This window comes from Nonomuraea sp. NPDC050556, assembly GCF_044457355.1.
Classification (GTDB): Bacteria; Actinomycetota; Actinomycetes; order Streptosporangiales; family Streptosporangiaceae; genus Nonomuraea.
In genome coordinates this window covers 1,064,094-1,077,764 of sequence record NZ_JBITGU010000003.1, presented here as the reverse complement: position 1 = coordinate 1,077,764, position 13,671 = coordinate 1,064,094, and the positions used below count along the sequence as shown (strand labels likewise).

At 69.2% G+C, this 13,671-nt stretch carries 12 protein-coding genes; 6 read left to right on the top strand and 6 right to left on the bottom strand.

What is annotated here, in order from left to right; genetic code table 11:
* Window position 1 precedes the first annotated feature (1 nt).
* Genes ACIBG8_RS34055 through ACIBG8_RS34045 form a run of 3 tightly spaced genes read right to left on the bottom strand, consistent with a single transcriptional unit; the run spans window position 2 to window position 4,466 of the window.
* A complete protein-coding gene (locus tag ACIBG8_RS34055) occupies window positions 2-904 on the bottom strand; it encodes a hydroxymethylglutaryl-CoA lyase (protein WP_397347182.1) in 903 nt (300 codons plus the stop codon).
* Window positions 891-2,849, bottom strand: coding sequence for an acetyl/propionyl/methylcrotonyl-CoA carboxylase subunit alpha (locus ACIBG8_RS34050; RefSeq protein WP_397347181.1), 1,959 nt, complete (start codon window positions 2,847-2,849; stop codon window positions 891-893). Before ACIBG8_RS34050 ends, ACIBG8_RS34055 begins: the two co-directional genes overlap by 14 nt.
* Window positions 2,850-2,903: 54 nt before the next feature.
* Window positions 2,904-4,466, bottom strand: a complete 1,563-nt coding sequence (locus tag ACIBG8_RS34045; protein ID WP_397347180.1) for a carboxyl transferase domain-containing protein — start codon at window positions 4,464-4,466, stop codon at window positions 2,904-2,906.
* A gap of 48 nt (window positions 4,467-4,514) precedes the next feature.
* Here ACIBG8_RS34045 and ACIBG8_RS34040 point away from each other — a divergent pair, with 48 nt between their 5' ends.
* The 5 genes from ACIBG8_RS34040 (at window position 4,515) to ACIBG8_RS34020 (ending at window position 7,863) form a co-directional block, all read left to right on the top strand.
* Window positions 4,515-5,084 (top strand): TetR/AcrR family transcriptional regulator, encoded by a 570-nt coding sequence (locus ACIBG8_RS34040; protein WP_397347179.1) that lies wholly within the window; start codon window positions 4,515-4,517, stop codon window positions 5,082-5,084.
* A gap of 63 nt (window positions 5,085-5,147) precedes the next feature.
* Window positions 5,148-5,696, top strand: coding sequence for a PadR family transcriptional regulator (locus ACIBG8_RS34035; RefSeq protein ID WP_397347178.1), 549 nt, complete (start codon window positions 5,148-5,150; stop codon window positions 5,694-5,696).
* Window positions 5,696-6,667, top strand: coding sequence for an ATP-binding cassette domain-containing protein (locus ACIBG8_RS34030; RefSeq protein WP_397347177.1), 972 nt, complete (start codon window positions 5,696-5,698; stop codon window positions 6,665-6,667). Before ACIBG8_RS34035 ends, ACIBG8_RS34030 begins: the two co-directional genes overlap by 1 nt.
* Window positions 6,664-7,518 carry an ABC transporter permease gene (locus tag ACIBG8_RS34025; protein WP_397347175.1) on the top strand — a complete coding sequence of 285 codons (855 nt, stop codon included), beginning with the start codon at window positions 6,664-6,666 and terminating at the stop codon, window positions 7,516-7,518. The genes ACIBG8_RS34030 and ACIBG8_RS34025 overlap by 4 nt, the downstream gene beginning before the upstream one ends.
* Before the next feature lie 81 nt (window positions 7,519-7,599).
* Window positions 7,600-7,863, top strand: coding sequence for a hypothetical protein (locus ACIBG8_RS34020; RefSeq protein ID WP_397347174.1), 264 nt, complete (start codon window positions 7,600-7,602; stop codon window positions 7,861-7,863).
* Window positions 7,864-7,919: 56 nt separating this feature from the next.
* On the opposite strand, the gene ACIBG8_RS34015 is transcribed toward ACIBG8_RS34020, so the two are convergent.
* A complete protein-coding gene (locus ACIBG8_RS34015) occupies window positions 7,920-8,975 on the bottom strand; it encodes a hypothetical protein (RefSeq protein ID WP_397347173.1) in 1,056 nt (351 codons plus the stop codon).
* 195 nt (window positions 8,976-9,170) lie between these two features.
* On the opposite strand from ACIBG8_RS34015, the gene ACIBG8_RS34010 reads away from it, so the two are divergent.
* On the top strand, window positions 9,171-11,390 hold the full coding sequence (locus ACIBG8_RS34010) for a thiamine pyrophosphate-dependent enzyme (RefSeq protein ID WP_397347172.1): 2,220 nt from the start codon (window positions 9,171-9,173) through the stop codon (window positions 11,388-11,390).
* Here the strand turns inward: ACIBG8_RS34010 and ACIBG8_RS34005 are convergent.
* Both ACIBG8_RS34005 and ACIBG8_RS34000 read right to left on the bottom strand, forming a co-directional pair.
* The gene (locus ACIBG8_RS34005) at window positions 11,387-12,994 is read right to left on the bottom strand and encodes an LLM class flavin-dependent oxidoreductase (RefSeq protein ID WP_397347171.1); all 1,608 of its coding nucleotides are present in this window, start codon (window positions 12,992-12,994) and stop codon (window positions 11,387-11,389) included. The two genes, ACIBG8_RS34010 and ACIBG8_RS34005, sit on opposite strands and share 4 nt — an antisense overlap.
* Window positions 12,995-13,025: 31 nt before the next feature.
* Window positions 13,026-13,628: a helix-turn-helix domain-containing protein gene (locus ACIBG8_RS34000; RefSeq protein WP_397347170.1), complete on the bottom strand. Its 603-nt coding sequence runs from the start codon at window positions 13,626-13,628 to the stop codon at window positions 13,026-13,028.
* Window positions 13,629-13,671: the final 43 nt, after the last annotated feature.

Below are 13,671 nucleotides of genomic sequence, written 5' to 3'. Positions count from 1 at the left end.
TTCAGCCTTTCGCCAGAGCCTGGACGACGCGCGACGGGCTGGGTCTGCCGAGCCGCGAGGCCAGCCAGACGCTCGTGGCGACCAGCTTGTCCAGGTCGAGTCCTGTTTCGATGCCGAGGCCCTGCAACATCCACACGAGGTCTTCCGTGGCGAGGTTGCCTGTGGCCGATTCGGCGTAGGGGCAGCCGCCGATGCCACCGGTGGAGGCGTCGACGACGGTGACGCCCGACCGCAGCGCGGCCAGGGTGTTGGCCAGTGCCTGGCCGTACGTGTCGTGGAAATGTACGGCGAGCCGCTCGGGGGAGCCGAACGCCGAGATGAGGGCGGCCGCGTGGCCGGGGGTGCCGACGCCGATGGTGTCGCCGAGGGACAGCTCGTAGCAGCCGAGGTCGAGCAGCCGGTTGCCGACGTCCACGACCTGGGCGACGGGGGTCGGCCCCTCCCAGGGGTCGCCGAAGACCATCGAGACGTAGGCGCGCACGCGCAGCCCCGCCTCCAGCGCCCCGGCGACCACCGGCTCGAACATCTCGAACTGGGAGTCCAGGCCGCGGTTGAGGTTCTTGTTGGCGAACGTCTCGGTGGCGCTGGCGAAGACGGCGATCTCCTCGATGCCGCTCGCCAGCGCCCGCTCCAGCCCGCGCATGTTCGGCACCAGCACCGGATAACGGATGCCTGGCCTGCGCTCCAGGATCTCCAGCAGCTCCCCGGAGTCGGCGAGCTGGGGCACCCACTTCGGGTGCACGAAGCTGGTCGCCTCGATCACCGTGTGCCCCGCGTCGGCGAGGCGGTCGATGAACTCCGCCTTGACCTCGACCGGGACGATCGCCTTCTCGTTCTGCAGGCCGTCGCGCGCGCCGACCTCGTAGACGGTGACCCGCGACGGCAGGCCGTCAAGCTGGTACATCAGTGGCCTCCACAACCGCGAGAACCGCGTCCATGTCGACGGGCTGGCCCGCCTTGACCGGGAGCTCGCGCACGACACCGGCGACGGGCGCGGTGACGGCGTGCTCCATCTTCATCGCCTCGACGATCACGAGCGGCTGCCCGGCGATGACCTGGTCGCCGACGGCGGCCTTCACCAGGAGTACGGTCCCCGGCATCGGGCTGCGCACCACGCCGTCTCCAGCCCCCGCCACGCCTGGGCGGTCGCCCGGGTCGCCGATGAGGTGGCGGGTGAGGGACCAGGCCTGGCCGTCGCGGCCGAGCCAGAGCGTGTCGCCGTCCTTTGCGACGGCATAGGAGCGGGTACGGCCGGCATGCACGACCACGAGCTGCCCGTCCCTGAGCAGGATCTTCGCTGGACCGGCGTCGCGGACCTCGGCACCCTCCTGCGGCAGCCCTCTGACCTGCACCTCGTGCAGGCCGTCGCGGGACTCCAGCCGCCAGGTGGTCCAGGCGGCCGCACCGAGCCGCCACCCGTCGGCGACATCCCAGGGATCGCCCCCCGCAGCAGCCTCGCCACGGGAGATCTGGGCGTTGCCGCTGTGGAAAGGCGTGCTGTCGTGGAAGGCGAGGGCGCCTGCCACCAGCACGTCCTCGGGGACTTCCGCGGAGGGCAGCACCTCGGGCAGGACCCGCTCGACCAGCCCCGTGTCCAGCTCCCCGGAAACCACAGCCGGGTGGGTGATCAGCCCGCGCAGGAACGGGATGTTGGTCGTCACCCCCAGCACGACCGTCTCGCCGAGCGCCCGGTCGAGCGCGTGCAGCGCACCCTCGCGGGTGGGCGCCCACCCGATGACCTTCGACAACATCGGGTCGTAGTCGCTCCCGACGACCGCCCCCTCGACCAGCCCGGAGTCCACCCGCTCGCTCGCCGACTCGCGCAGCGCCAGCACCCGCCCGCCGGTCGGCAGGAAGCCCCGCGCCGGATCCTCGGCGTAGACGCGCGCCTCGACCGCGTGCCCGCTCAGCCGTACGTCGTCCTGACCGAAGCCCAGCGGCTCCCCCGCCGCGACCCGCACCTGCAGGGCGACCAGGTCGCGGTCGACGACCAGCTCGGTGACCGGGTGCTCGACCTGGAGCCGGGTGTTCATCTCCATGAAGTGGTAGTCACCGGTGGTGCCGTCGACGATGAACTCGACCGTGCCCGCGCCGGTGTAGCCGACGGACCGCGCCGCCTCGACGGCCGCCGCGCCCATCTCGGCGCGCATCCGCGGGCCGACGAAGGGCGAGGGCGCCTCTTCGATGATCTTCTGGTGGCGACGCTGGAGGCTGCACTCGCGCTCTCCCAGGTGCACGACGTTGCCGTGCGTGTCGGCCATCACCTGGATCTCGATGTGCCGCGGGTTCTCGATGAACCGCTCGATGAGCAGCGTGTCGTCCCCGAAGGCCGCGAGAGCAGTACGGCGGGCGGAGGCGAGCGCCTCGGGCAGCTCGCCGGCCGACCGCACCACGACCATGCCCTTGCCGCCGCCACCGGCGGAAGGCTTGATCAGCGCGGGAAATTCATGCCACGACTCAAGCCCTTCCGAGGCGCCGGGAACCACCGGAACGCCGGCCGCGGAGACCGTGGCCTTGGCATGAATCTTGTCGCCCATGGCCTCGATGGCCTCCGGCGGCGGGCCGACGAAGACGAGCCCCTCCTCGGCGCACCGCCGCGCGAACGCGGCGTTCTCCGCGAGGAACCCATAACCGGGATGTACGGCTTGCGCCCCCGACTCCCGCGCCGCGCGCAGGATCGCCTCGATGTCCAGATATTTCGGGACCTGGAGGGCGATGTCGGCGCCACCGGTGTGCGCGGTGTCGCCCTCGGTGTAGACGGCGACCGAGGTGATCCCCAGCTGCCGCAGCGTACGGATGATCCGTACGGCGATCTCGCCCCTGTTGGCGATCAGAACGGTGTGGAACATCACGAGCGACCCCGGCGTGGCGAGTGTGGATCTGGCGAGTGAGTCATGTGCGCGTCACATCCTGAAGACGCCGTAGCCGATGGGGTCGAGCGGTGCGTTGGCCGCGGCCGAGAGGGCCAGGCCGAGCACCGTGCGCGTGTCGAGCGGGTCGATCACGCCGTCGTCCCAGAGCCTGGCGGTCGAGTAGTACGGGTTGCCCTGGTGCTCGTACTGCGCCCTGATCGCGTCGGCGTCCGCGTTGCCGACCGTGGTGAGCACGTTGGCGGCCTGCTCGCCGCCCATGACCGAGATGCGGGCGTTGGGCCACATCCACAGGAACCGGGGCGAGTAGGCGCGCCCGGCCATCGCGTAGTTGCCCGCGCCGAACGACCCGCCGATCACGACGGTGAACTTGGGCACCCGCGCGCACGACACCGCGGTCACCATCTTGGCGCCGTGCTTGGCGATGCCGCCCGCCTCGTAGGCCTTGCCGACCATGAAGCCGCTGATGTTCTGCAGGAAGACCAGCGGGATCTTCCTGCGGTCGCACAGCTCGATGAAGTGCGCGCCCTTGAGCGCGGACTCGCTGAACAGGATGCCGTTGTTGGCGATGATGCCCACCGGGTGGCCGTGCAGGTGCGCGAACCCGGTGACCAGGGTGGGACCGTACTCGGCCTTGAACTCCAGGAAGCGGGATCCGTCGACCAGCCGGGCGATGACCTCGCGCACGTCATACGGCGTCCTGGTGTCCGCGGGGACGATTCCGTAGAGGTCGCGGGGGTCGTACTTGGGTTCTTCCGTGGAATGAATCGCCCAGGGTCGTTCCGCTCGGGGTGCGAGCGTGGAGACGATGTCGCGCACGATGGCCAGCGCGTGGGCGTCGTCCTCGGCCAGGTGGTCGGTGACTCCGCTGGTGCGGGCGTGCAGGTCGCCGCCGCCGAGCTCCTCGGCGGTGACCTCTTCACCGGTGGCCGCCTTCACCAGGGGCGGGCCGCCCAGGAAGATCGTGCCCTGGTTGCGGACGATGACCGCCTCGTCGCTCATGGCCGGGACGTACGCGCCGCCCGCCGTACAGGAGCCCAGGACGGCGGCGATCTGCGGGATGCCGCGCGCCGACATCGTGGCCTGGTTGTAGAAGATGCGGCCGAAGTGCTCGCGGTCGGGGAACACCTCGTCCTGCTTGGGCAGGAACGCGCCGCCCGAGTCGACGAGGTAGACGCACGGCAGGTGGTTGAGCAGCGCCACCTCCTGCGCGCGCAGGTGCTTCTTGACCGTCATCGGGTAGTAGGTGCCACCCTTGACCGTGGCGTCGTTGGCCACGATCACGCACTCGCGCCCGGAGACGCGGCCGATGCCGGTGATGATCCCGGCCGCAGGAGCCTGGTCGTCGTAGAGGCCGTTCGCGGCCAGAGCGGACAGCTCCAGGAAGCGGGAGCCGGGGTCGAGGAGGCCGTCGACGCGGTCGCGCGGCAGCAGCTTGCCGCGCTCGACGTGCCGCTGCCTGCTCCTTTCCGGTCCGCCCTTCGCCGTCGCGGCCAGCCGCTCGCGCAGCTCGGCGGCGAGGCGCTCGTTGACCTCGGAGTTGCGCGCGAAGCTCCCCTGGTCAACCGCTGTCGGAAAAACCGGCCAGTCACTCATGCCACGAAATGTTAGTCATCATTAACTCGCCTGTCTAGAATGTGAGATGTGAGCACTCCTACCAGAAGCCGTCGCGTCGAGATCATCGAGGCGGCCGCACGGCTGTTCGCCGCCCGCGGGTACCACGGGGTCTCGATCGAGGACATCGGCGGTGCGGTCGGCGTGTCAGGACCGGCGCTGTACCGGCACTTCAGCGGCAAGGAGGCCCTGCTCGCCGAGATGCTGCTCGGCATCAGCTCACGCCTCTACGACGGCGCAGCCGCGCTGGTCACGGCGGCGGCCACGCCCCGGGAGGCGCTGGAGGCGCTGCTGGACGGGCACGTGGCGTTCGCGCTGGCCGAGCCGTACCTCATCACCGTGCACGACAGGGAGCTCGGCAACGTCGCCGAGCCGCAGCGCAGGCAGATCCGCAGGTTGCAGCGCCTCTACGCGGAGGAGTGGGTGACCGTGCTGACCGAACTGCACCCCTCGTGCCCGCCGCCCCGGCTGCGCGCCGCCACGCACGCCGTCTTCGGGCTGCTGAACTCCACCCCGCACAGCGCGGGCGAGCTCGCCCAGGAGGACGCGGCGGCGATGCTGCGCCGGATGGCGCTTGGAGCTCTTGTTAACGTCAGTTAACGTCTTGTTGGCCCAACTATCTAGATATATCTTTCGGGTATCTCGATAGTTGGAGGCTTCGCCATGCACGAACCCTTCCCCCCGCAGGACCACTTCTTCGTCGCGGGCCCCGAGCCGTTCGACCCGCACATGCCCCCGCTGCCGCCCCCTCCACCCTTTCCGCCACCCGGCCACTTCCCGCCGAAGGTCAGGAAGGGCGACGTGCGGGCGGCGCTGCTCAGCCTGCTGGCCGAGGGGCCGATGAACGGCTACCAGATGATCCAGGAGATCGAGGAACGCAGCCGCGGCGTGTGGCGGCCCAGCCCCGGATCGGTCTACCCGGCGCTGCAGCAGCTCGAGGACGAGGGACTCGTCGCGGGCGACGAATCCGGCGGCAGCCGTACATATCAGCTCACGGAGAGTGGCAGACAGCAGCGCGTCCAGCGGGCACCATGGGATGAGGTGGCCCGTTCCGTCCCCGAGGACCGCCACGAGCTCCGCCTGCTCTGGGCCCAGCTCAACGAGGCCTTCTCGCACCTGGCACGCACCGCCAACGACGGCCAGGTGGCGGCGGCCAAGAGGTTGCTCAGGGAAACCCGCAAATCCGTCTTCAAGATCTTGGCGGAGGACTGATGAACCCAGCGATAGCCGTACAAGGCCTCAAGAAGACCTACGGCAAGGTCGAAGCCGTCAAAGGGGTGGCTTTCGAGGTCGCCCCCGGCGAGGTGTTCGGCTTCCTCGGCCCGAACGGCGCCGGCAAGACCACCACGATCAACATGCTCTGCACGCTGGTCAACCCCACGGACGGCACCGCCAGCGTGGCCGGCCACGACGTCGTGCGCGAGCGCGACGAGGTCCGCAGGAACATCGGGCTGGTCTTCCAGGACCCGACCCTGGACGGTTACCTGAGCGCGGAGCAGAACCTCCGTTTCCACGCTGAGCTGTACGGCGTGCAGAAGAGCGTGGTCGGCGACCGCATCAGGCAGGTCATGGAGATGGTCGCGCTGTGGGACCGCAAGGACGCCAAGGTGATGACGTTCTCCGGCGGCATGAAGCGGCGCCTGGAGATCGCCCGCGGGCTGCTGCACTCGCCGCGCGTGCTGTTCCTGGACGAGCCGACCGTGGGCCTGGACCCGCAGACCCGGTCCGCCATCTGGGGATACATCAACAAATTACGGCTGTCGGAGGACATCACCATCTTCATGACGACGCACTACATGGAGGAGGCCGAGTTCTGCGACCGGATCGCGATCATCGACCACGGTGAGATCGTCGTCATCGACTCCCCGGAGGCGCTCAAGGCCGGCATCGGCAAGGACCGGGTGCAGATCCACACCGGCGACGACCCAGCGGCCATCGAGGCGCTGCGCGAGCGGTTCGGCATCGAGGCGGCCGTGCACGAGGGCGCCGTCACGTTCGCCGTGGCGTCAGGGGAGGAGTTCGTGCCGCGGCTGTTCGCCGAGCTCGGGCAGCCCATCAAGTCGGTGAGCGTGTCCCGGCCGTCGCTCGACGACGTGTTCATGAACTACACCGGCTCCACCATCCGTGACGCGGAGTCGGGCAACTCCGGCAACGAGTGGATGAAAGCGATGGCCAGACGATGACGACCTCGGCGATCAGCGTCACGATCCCCCGGCACACGACCGGGCACGACCTGCGGGCCGTCAAGATCGTGTTGCACCGGGAGCTGCTGCGCTTCCTCAACGACCGCACCCGCATGCTGTCCATGCTGCTGCAGCCCGTGTTGTGGCTGTTCGTCATGGGGACCGGGCTGGGGTCGCTCGTGCAGGGGTCGATCCCGGGGGTCGACTTCCGCACGTTCATGTATCCGGGCATGATCTCGATGACGGTGATCATGACGGGGATGTTCTCCGCTGCCTCCATCGTGTGGGACCGGGAGTTCGGGTTCCTGCGCGAGATGCTCGTCGCGCCCGTGTCGCGCGGGTCGATCGTGGTGGGCAAGTGCCTGGGCGGGGCGCTCGTGGCCACCGGGCAGGGGGTCATCATCCTGGCGATGGCGGGGCTGGTCGGCGTGCCGTACTCGCCGTCGCTGATCCTCACGCTGCTGGCGGAGATGTTCCTCGCGGCGTTCACGATCACGGCGTTCGGGGTGATGCTGGCGGCTCGGATGAAGAACATGCAGTCGTTCTTCGGGCTGATGCAGATGGCGATCATGCCGATGTTGTTCCTGTCGGGGGCGATGTTCCCGCTGGCCAACCTGCCGTCGTGGCTGCACGTGCTGACCACGGTCAACCCGCTGACGTACGCGGTGGACCCGATGCGGCAGGCGGTGTTCTCCCACCTGTCGGTGCCGCCCCAGGTGAACGCGATGCTCAACCCGGGGGTGTCGTGGGGTTCATGGACGGTGCCTGTGCCGGTGGAGCTCGGGCTGGTCGCAGTGCTGGGGGCGATCCTGCTGGGGGTGGGCATCGTGCAGTTCAGGAAGGCGGACTAGGACAGGTTTTGGATTTCCAGGCGACGATCTCATCACGGAGAGTAGCTTTCCGGACGGAGAACCCCCTTCGAAAGGATGCAGATGCTGGATCTTGAAGCCGCCATCCACGACCTACAAGTCCGTGTCGCCGCCCTGGAAGCTCGGGCTGCGAGCGGTCTGCCCGCCGTCAGCGAGAACACGGCGCGCGTCGATGCGCGGATCGACCGGGTCTATCTGCGGCTCGACAAGCACGACGGCCGGTTCGACCGGCTGGAGTCGTCGATGGACAGCGGATTCCGCGACGTCAGCATCCGGTTCGAGAAGATCGAGGAACTGCTGCGTGCGCTGGTGGCGAGGAACAACTAGCACCACGTGAAGAGGCCCGGAGCCGGTCGGCTCCGGGCCTCGTTCATGCGTGGAGGCTAGTGCTTGACGCGCACGTAGTCCCTGCGGCTGCTGTCGCCGTAGAAGTCGTCGTCACCCTTGAAGACGAACTTCCAGTACCCGGACTTGTACGCCTTGACCTTGGTGTACAGCCTGCCGGAGTCGTTCGACCACGTGGTCTTCACGTACTGCCACGAGCTCGACCCCTTGGGCTTGAAGTACAGCGCCACCTTGCCCGCGTACCCCTCCCAGCCGTTGTCGTCGACCAGGAGCTGACCGCTGAAGCGCAGGTAGTGCCGGTACTTGACCGGCTCAGGGTAGGCGTTGAAGTACTTCAGCCAGCTGTCGCCCTTGGTGGACGGCGGCGGAGGCTGGTTGACCGTCACCCAGTCGACGTCGCTCTCCGACCCCTTGACCGTGTCGCTGCCCTCGTAGACAGCCTTCCACAGCCCGGACGTCTGCGCCGTGGCGCTCGCCCAGTAGCGGCCGAGGGATCCGGTGACGTCGGAGGTCACGTACTCCCACTTGTCTGAGCCCTTGGCCTTGAAGAGGATGGAGACCTTCTGGCCGCTCAACCCCTCCCAGCCACTCTTGCCCGCGACCTGCAGCGCACCCTTGAAGTGCAGCGTCTCGCCCTTGTCGACGGGCTCGGGGTACGCGTCGAAGGAGAGCCGGCTGTCTGCGGCGACCGGCTTGATGTCGACCCGGTCGGTGTCACTGACCGAATCCTTGGCCGCAGGGGTGGCGAGGAACTCCGCCCGCCACCAGCCGGTGGCCTCCGCCTTGGCCTTGGCGCTGAACTCGCCGTTGGCGTTGGTCGTGGCCTTGTCCACGTGACGGTAGGCGTCGGTGCCCTTCTCACGGAAGGTGATCAGCACTGACTGCGCGCCGTACCCCTTCCAGGTCGGGTCCTCGATCTGGAGCTGGCCGGACAGCGTGATCACATCGCCCTTGGCGACGAGGTCGGGAGTGGCGTCGAAGTCGACGATCTTGGTGGCGTGAGCCACGGTTGGTGTTGCCGAAGCCGTGGTCGCGGGCGCCAGAGCTAAGCCCAGCGCGAGCGCTACGGCGACGGCACCGATGCGTTGCAACATTCGGGTTCCGTCCTTCCTGTGGAGAACCCTGATGGTTGAACGCGGCATTGAGGGTGCCACGTGCCTTCATCTAGTAGACGTTTAGGTCAGGCAAAGAGTTGTTAAATCTGACAAATCGTCATTAAGAACTGTCAAATCGGAGCGCTCCAGAATCCTGGCCCCCGCAGCAGCCTCTTGGGGGGCATAATCGGGCTTGTGGCGCGCGACACTGTTGAGACACATTTCACCCAGACGGTTGCGACGCTTAAGGCGGGCCAGCCCCGAGATCCCGGCCTGCCCGTCCGCGACGGCTCGACGCTGACCGGCGCTGGTGCCCGTTCCCTGTACCAGCACCAGCTGGGTAGCAGGCTGCTCGACATCGCCGCGCGCTGGCTGCGCGAGCAGGACGAGGGCTTCTACACCATCGGCTCGGCCGGTCACGAGGGCAACGCGGTCGTCGCCGCGGTCACCCGCACCACCGACCCGGCGCTGCTGCACTACCGCTCGGGCGCGTTCTACCTGACCCGGTCCACGATGGCCGGCAGGCTGGCCGACCAGGGGCTGCGTGACGTGCTGCTCGGGTTGTCGGCCTCGGTCGAGGAGCCGATCGCGGGCGGCAGGCACAAGGTGTTCGGCCACCCCGACCTCGCCGTCATCCCGCAGACCTCCACGATCGCCAGCCACCTGCCGCGCGCGGTCGGCGTGGCCTTCGCCATCGAGCGGGCGCGGGCGCTCGGCGTACCCGGCGCCTGGCCGGACGACGCGATCGCCATCTGCAGCTTCGGCGACGCCTCCACCAACCACGCGAGCGCGCTGTCGGGGTTCAACACCGCTTCCTACGCCACCTACCAGGGCCAGGCGCTCCCCATCCTGTTCGTCTGCGAGGACAACGGGCTCGGCATCAGCGTCAAGACGCCCAAGGGCTGGGTGGCCGCCGCGGCGCAGCGCCCCGGCATCGAGTACTTCGCGGCCGACGGCTGCGACCTGGCCGAGGCGTACGACGTGGCGGCCAGGGCGGCCGAGCACGTACGGACCACCCGCTCCCCCGCGTTCCTGCACCTGTCGACCGTGCGGCTGATGGGCCACGCCGGCTCCGACGTCGAGGCCGCCTACCGCACCCAGCGCGAGATCCGCGCCGACCTGGAGCGCGACCCGCTGCTGCGTACGGCCAGGCTCCTGGTCGAGGCCGGGCAGGTCACTCCGGAGCAGCTGCTCAAGTCCTACGAGTCCGAGCGCGAGCTCGTCCTCAGGATGGCCAGGGAGACCACCCGCTCCCCGCGCCTCACCTCGCGCGAGGAGGTCGTCGAACCGCTGGCTCCGCGCAGGGCCGACCTCATCGCGAAGATCAGCCCGGTGGCGGCCGAGCCGTCCGCCCGCGAGAAGGCCTTCGCCGGGACGCTGCCGGAGAACGAGAAGTCCATGACGCTGTCGCAGGCGATCAACAGGACGCTCGCCGACACCCTGGCCGTCTACCCGGAGATGATGGTCTTCGGCGAGGACGTCGCCAAGAAGGGCGGCGTGTACGGCGTGACCCGCGGCCTGCAGAAGCGCTTCGGCGGCGGCCGGGTGTTCGACACGCTCCTCGACGAGCAGGCGGTGCTCGGGCTGGCGCTCGGCTCAGGGGTGTCGAACCTGCTGCCGGTGCCGGAGATCCAATACCTCGCCTACCTGCACAACGCGCTCGACCAGATCCGCGGCGAGGCGGCCACGCTGTCGTTCTTCTCCAAGAGCGCCTTCCGCAACCCGCTGGTGGTGCGGGTGGCCGGATACGCCTACCAGAAGGGCTTCGGCGGCCACTTCCACAACGACAACGCCGTCGCGGCGCTGCGCGACATCCCCGGCCTGGTCATCGCCTCGCCGTCCCGGCCGGACGACGCTGCGGCGATGCTGCGCACCTGCCTGGCTGCGGCGCGCACCGCGGGGTCGGTGTGCGTGTTCCTGGAGCCCATCGCGCTCTACCACACGCGCGACCTGTTCGACGAGGGCGACGGCGGGTGGCTGGCGCCGTACGCGCCGCCGTCCCGCTGGGCGGAGACGCACGTGCCGATCGGCCGCGCCAGGTCCTACGGGGACGGGCGCGACCTGGCGATCGTGACGTTCGGCAACGGCCTGCGGATGAGCCTGCGCGCAGCCGTACGGCTGACGCAGGAAGGCTACAGCTGCCGTGTCCTGGACCTGCGGTGGCTGTCGCCGCTGCCGATCGACGACCTGATGCGGGCGGCGGAGCTGACCGGCAAGGTGCTGATCGCCGACGAGACGCGCCGCTCCGGCGGGGTGTCCGAGGGGATCGTGGCGGAGATGCTGGACGCCGGGTTCACCGGGCAGATCGCCCGGGTGACGTCGTCAGACAGCTTCATCCCGCTGGGCGCCGCCGCCAACCACGTGCTCCTGTCCGAGGACGAGATCGAGCAGGCGGCCAGGAAGCTCCTGGCCTAGTAAGGGCTGGGCGCGCCGAACATCTCCGGCACCCGCGACGCGAACGCGGGATCGCCGGTGATCTTGAGCTTGCCCGACATCAGCAGCGCCGCCGGGTTCGCGACGCCCGCGATCAGCCGCAGGACGTCGGCCGCCGGGAGCTCCAGGATCACAGCGGCGTTGCGCGCCGATCCCTGGACCGCGCGCGCCTTGTCGCCTCTGACCTGGATCGTCCACACCGATCCGCGCCCCAGCCGGAACTCGATCTCACCCTTGAACCCGAACGCCTTGGCCGGGTCGAACTGGCGCGCCATCAGCGCGAACAGAACCCGCTGCTGGCCGGGCCCGAACCAGCGCTCCAGCTGCGCGTCCGTCCGCCCCTCGACGATCCGCCCGAAGACGCCGCGCGCCCGGCTCCTGATCGTGGGCGCGACCTCCGCGTCCTCGTCGATGACGTACGGCGTGGCCAGCCGCCTGGCCGGTTCCCGCCTGGCCAGCGCGGCCTCGACCGCCGGGGCCAGCCGTTCCGCCTTGGCCTGTTCGCGCTGGTCGCGCCCCTCCGCGAAGATCGGCAGCACCTTCTTGCCGAACAGCTCCAGGCTCTCGCAGATGTGCTCGTGCCTGTTGGGCCCCGCCTGGAGCACGAAGATCATCTGGTCGACGCCGACGGCCTCGTAGCGCCTGACCAGCTCGACGAGCTGCTCCGGACTGCCCAGCGCCCCGGCGAGCGGATCATCCCCTCTGACCCCGAGTTTCGGGCTTTTTGCCGCGAAATCATCCCAAATACTGCCCGTGCCGGGGGCGTGCTTCGAGGGTCCGTAATAGTGTCCGAGCGCGTAGGCGAAGAACCCGGCGCCCAGCGAGCCGCGCTCCCTGGCCACCTCGGGGTCCTCGTGGCACATCATGGGCAGGACCACCGCGAGGTTCGCGTTCACCGCGAACCCGGCGGGCACGCACTCCTCGCTCGCGATCAGCCGGTAGTAGTCGTCCACCCACTTGCCCGCGTCCTCCGGGTGCACGAACGCGAACGACAGCGCCCCGATGCCGTTGCGCGCGGCCAGGTGGATGGTCTCGCGCCGCGAGCACGCCACCCACAGCGGCGGGTGCGGCTTCTGGACGGGTTTGGGGATCACGTTGCGCGGGGGCATCCTGATGTACGGCGACTGCCAGCCGGCGAACGGCTCCTCGACGAACATGCGGGTGACGGCGTCGATCGAGTCCTGCCACATGTCCCGTTTCCGGTCGCGCCGGACCCCGAACCCACCGAGCTCGGCGGCGGAGCTGGCCTCCCCTGTCCCGAAGTCCACCCTGCCACCGGACACCAGGTCGAGCGTCGCGATCCGCTCAGCCACCCGGGCAGGATGGTTGACCTGCGGCGGAAGCTGAACGATCCCGTGCCCGAGCCGCATGTTCACGGTGCGCTGGGAAGCGGCGGCCAGGAACACCTCGGGCGCGGCCGAGTGCGAGTATTCCTCCAGGAAGTGATGCTCCACCTCCCAGACGTAGTCGAACCCCAGCCGGTCGGCCAGCTCCACCTGGTCGAGCGCGTCCTGGTAGAGCCGCAACTCCGCCCCCGCGCCCCAGGGCCTCGGCAACTGGTGCTCGTAGAAGATCCCGAACCGCATACGTCGACCGTCCCCCGAACTGGATTCGACGTCAATACGCCGGGGGTGGGCCGAGGGGTTCTGCGTGGCAGAAGAAGACGACCTGGCGGCGCTCCGGTGAGTCGTCCGCCTCCTCCCCGCGGCTTCGCCACCGTTCGATCAGCGCCTCGAGCTCCGCGTCGAACTGCCGCATGTCCTCGGGGGTCATCCGCATCGGTCCCTTACGGCCCAGCGTCGCGGCGTCCTGCCAGTCCGGGGGCCAGGCGTGCATGCCCTCCACCCACCGCCGCATCTGCTCGGCGGTCACGTCGATCCACTGCAACATCAGCTCCCGCGAGGCGACCCGCCCCACGGGGTCGTCCACGAACTCGGACGGCGTGATCGACAGGCTCTCCGTGGGCACGAAGCGCCACCAGCGCTCGCGCCGGTCGCGGGCCAGCTCCGGGACCTCTGCGACCAGCCCGTGCGCGGCCAGCTGCCGCAGGTGGTAGCTGATCACACCGACCGGCTGCGACAGGTGCGTGGCGAGCATGCCGACCGTGACGGGCCCGATCTCGTCGATGGCCAGGAGCAGCCGCATCCGGAGCGGATGGCTGATCGCCTTGAGCGCGCCGGTGTCCTTGGGGCCGAGGTGCCGGCTCCGTGCCTCTTCCATACGGCCAACCATACTAGAAAGGTTGTACAAGGATTCTTGTACA

Coding starts and splice junctions, on each gene's coding strand:
- ACIBG8_RS34055 (WP_397347182.1), bottom strand. CDS start 904: ATGTACCAGCTTGACGGCCTGCCGTCGCGGGTCACCGTCTACGAGGTC.
- ACIBG8_RS34050 (WP_397347181.1), bottom strand. CDS start 2,849: ATGTTCCACACCGTTCTGATCGCCAACAGGGGCGAGATCGCCGTACGG.
- ACIBG8_RS34045 (WP_397347180.1), bottom strand. CDS start 4,466: ATGAGTGACTGGCCGGTTTTTCCGACAGCGGTTGACCAGGGGAGCTTC.
- ACIBG8_RS34035 (WP_397347178.1), top strand. CDS start 5,148: ATGCACGAACCCTTCCCCCCGCAGGACCACTTCTTCGTCGCGGGCCCC.
- ACIBG8_RS34030 (WP_397347177.1), top strand. CDS start 5,696: ATGAACCCAGCGATAGCCGTACAAGGCCTCAAGAAGACCTACGGCAAG.
- ACIBG8_RS34025 (WP_397347175.1), top strand. CDS start 6,664: ATGACGACCTCGGCGATCAGCGTCACGATCCCCCGGCACACGACCGGG.
- ACIBG8_RS34020 (WP_397347174.1), top strand. CDS start 7,600: ATGCTGGATCTTGAAGCCGCCATCCACGACCTACAAGTCCGTGTCGCC.
- ACIBG8_RS34015 (WP_397347173.1), bottom strand. CDS start 8,975: ATGTTGCAACGCATCGGTGCCGTCGCCGTAGCGCTCGCGCTGGGCTTA.
- ACIBG8_RS34005 (WP_397347171.1), bottom strand. CDS start 12,994: ATGCGGTTCGGGATCTTCTACGAGCACCAGTTGCCGAGGCCCTGGGGC.
- ACIBG8_RS34000 (WP_397347170.1), bottom strand. CDS start 13,628: ATGGAAGAGGCACGGAGCCGGCACCTCGGCCCCAAGGACACCGGCGCG.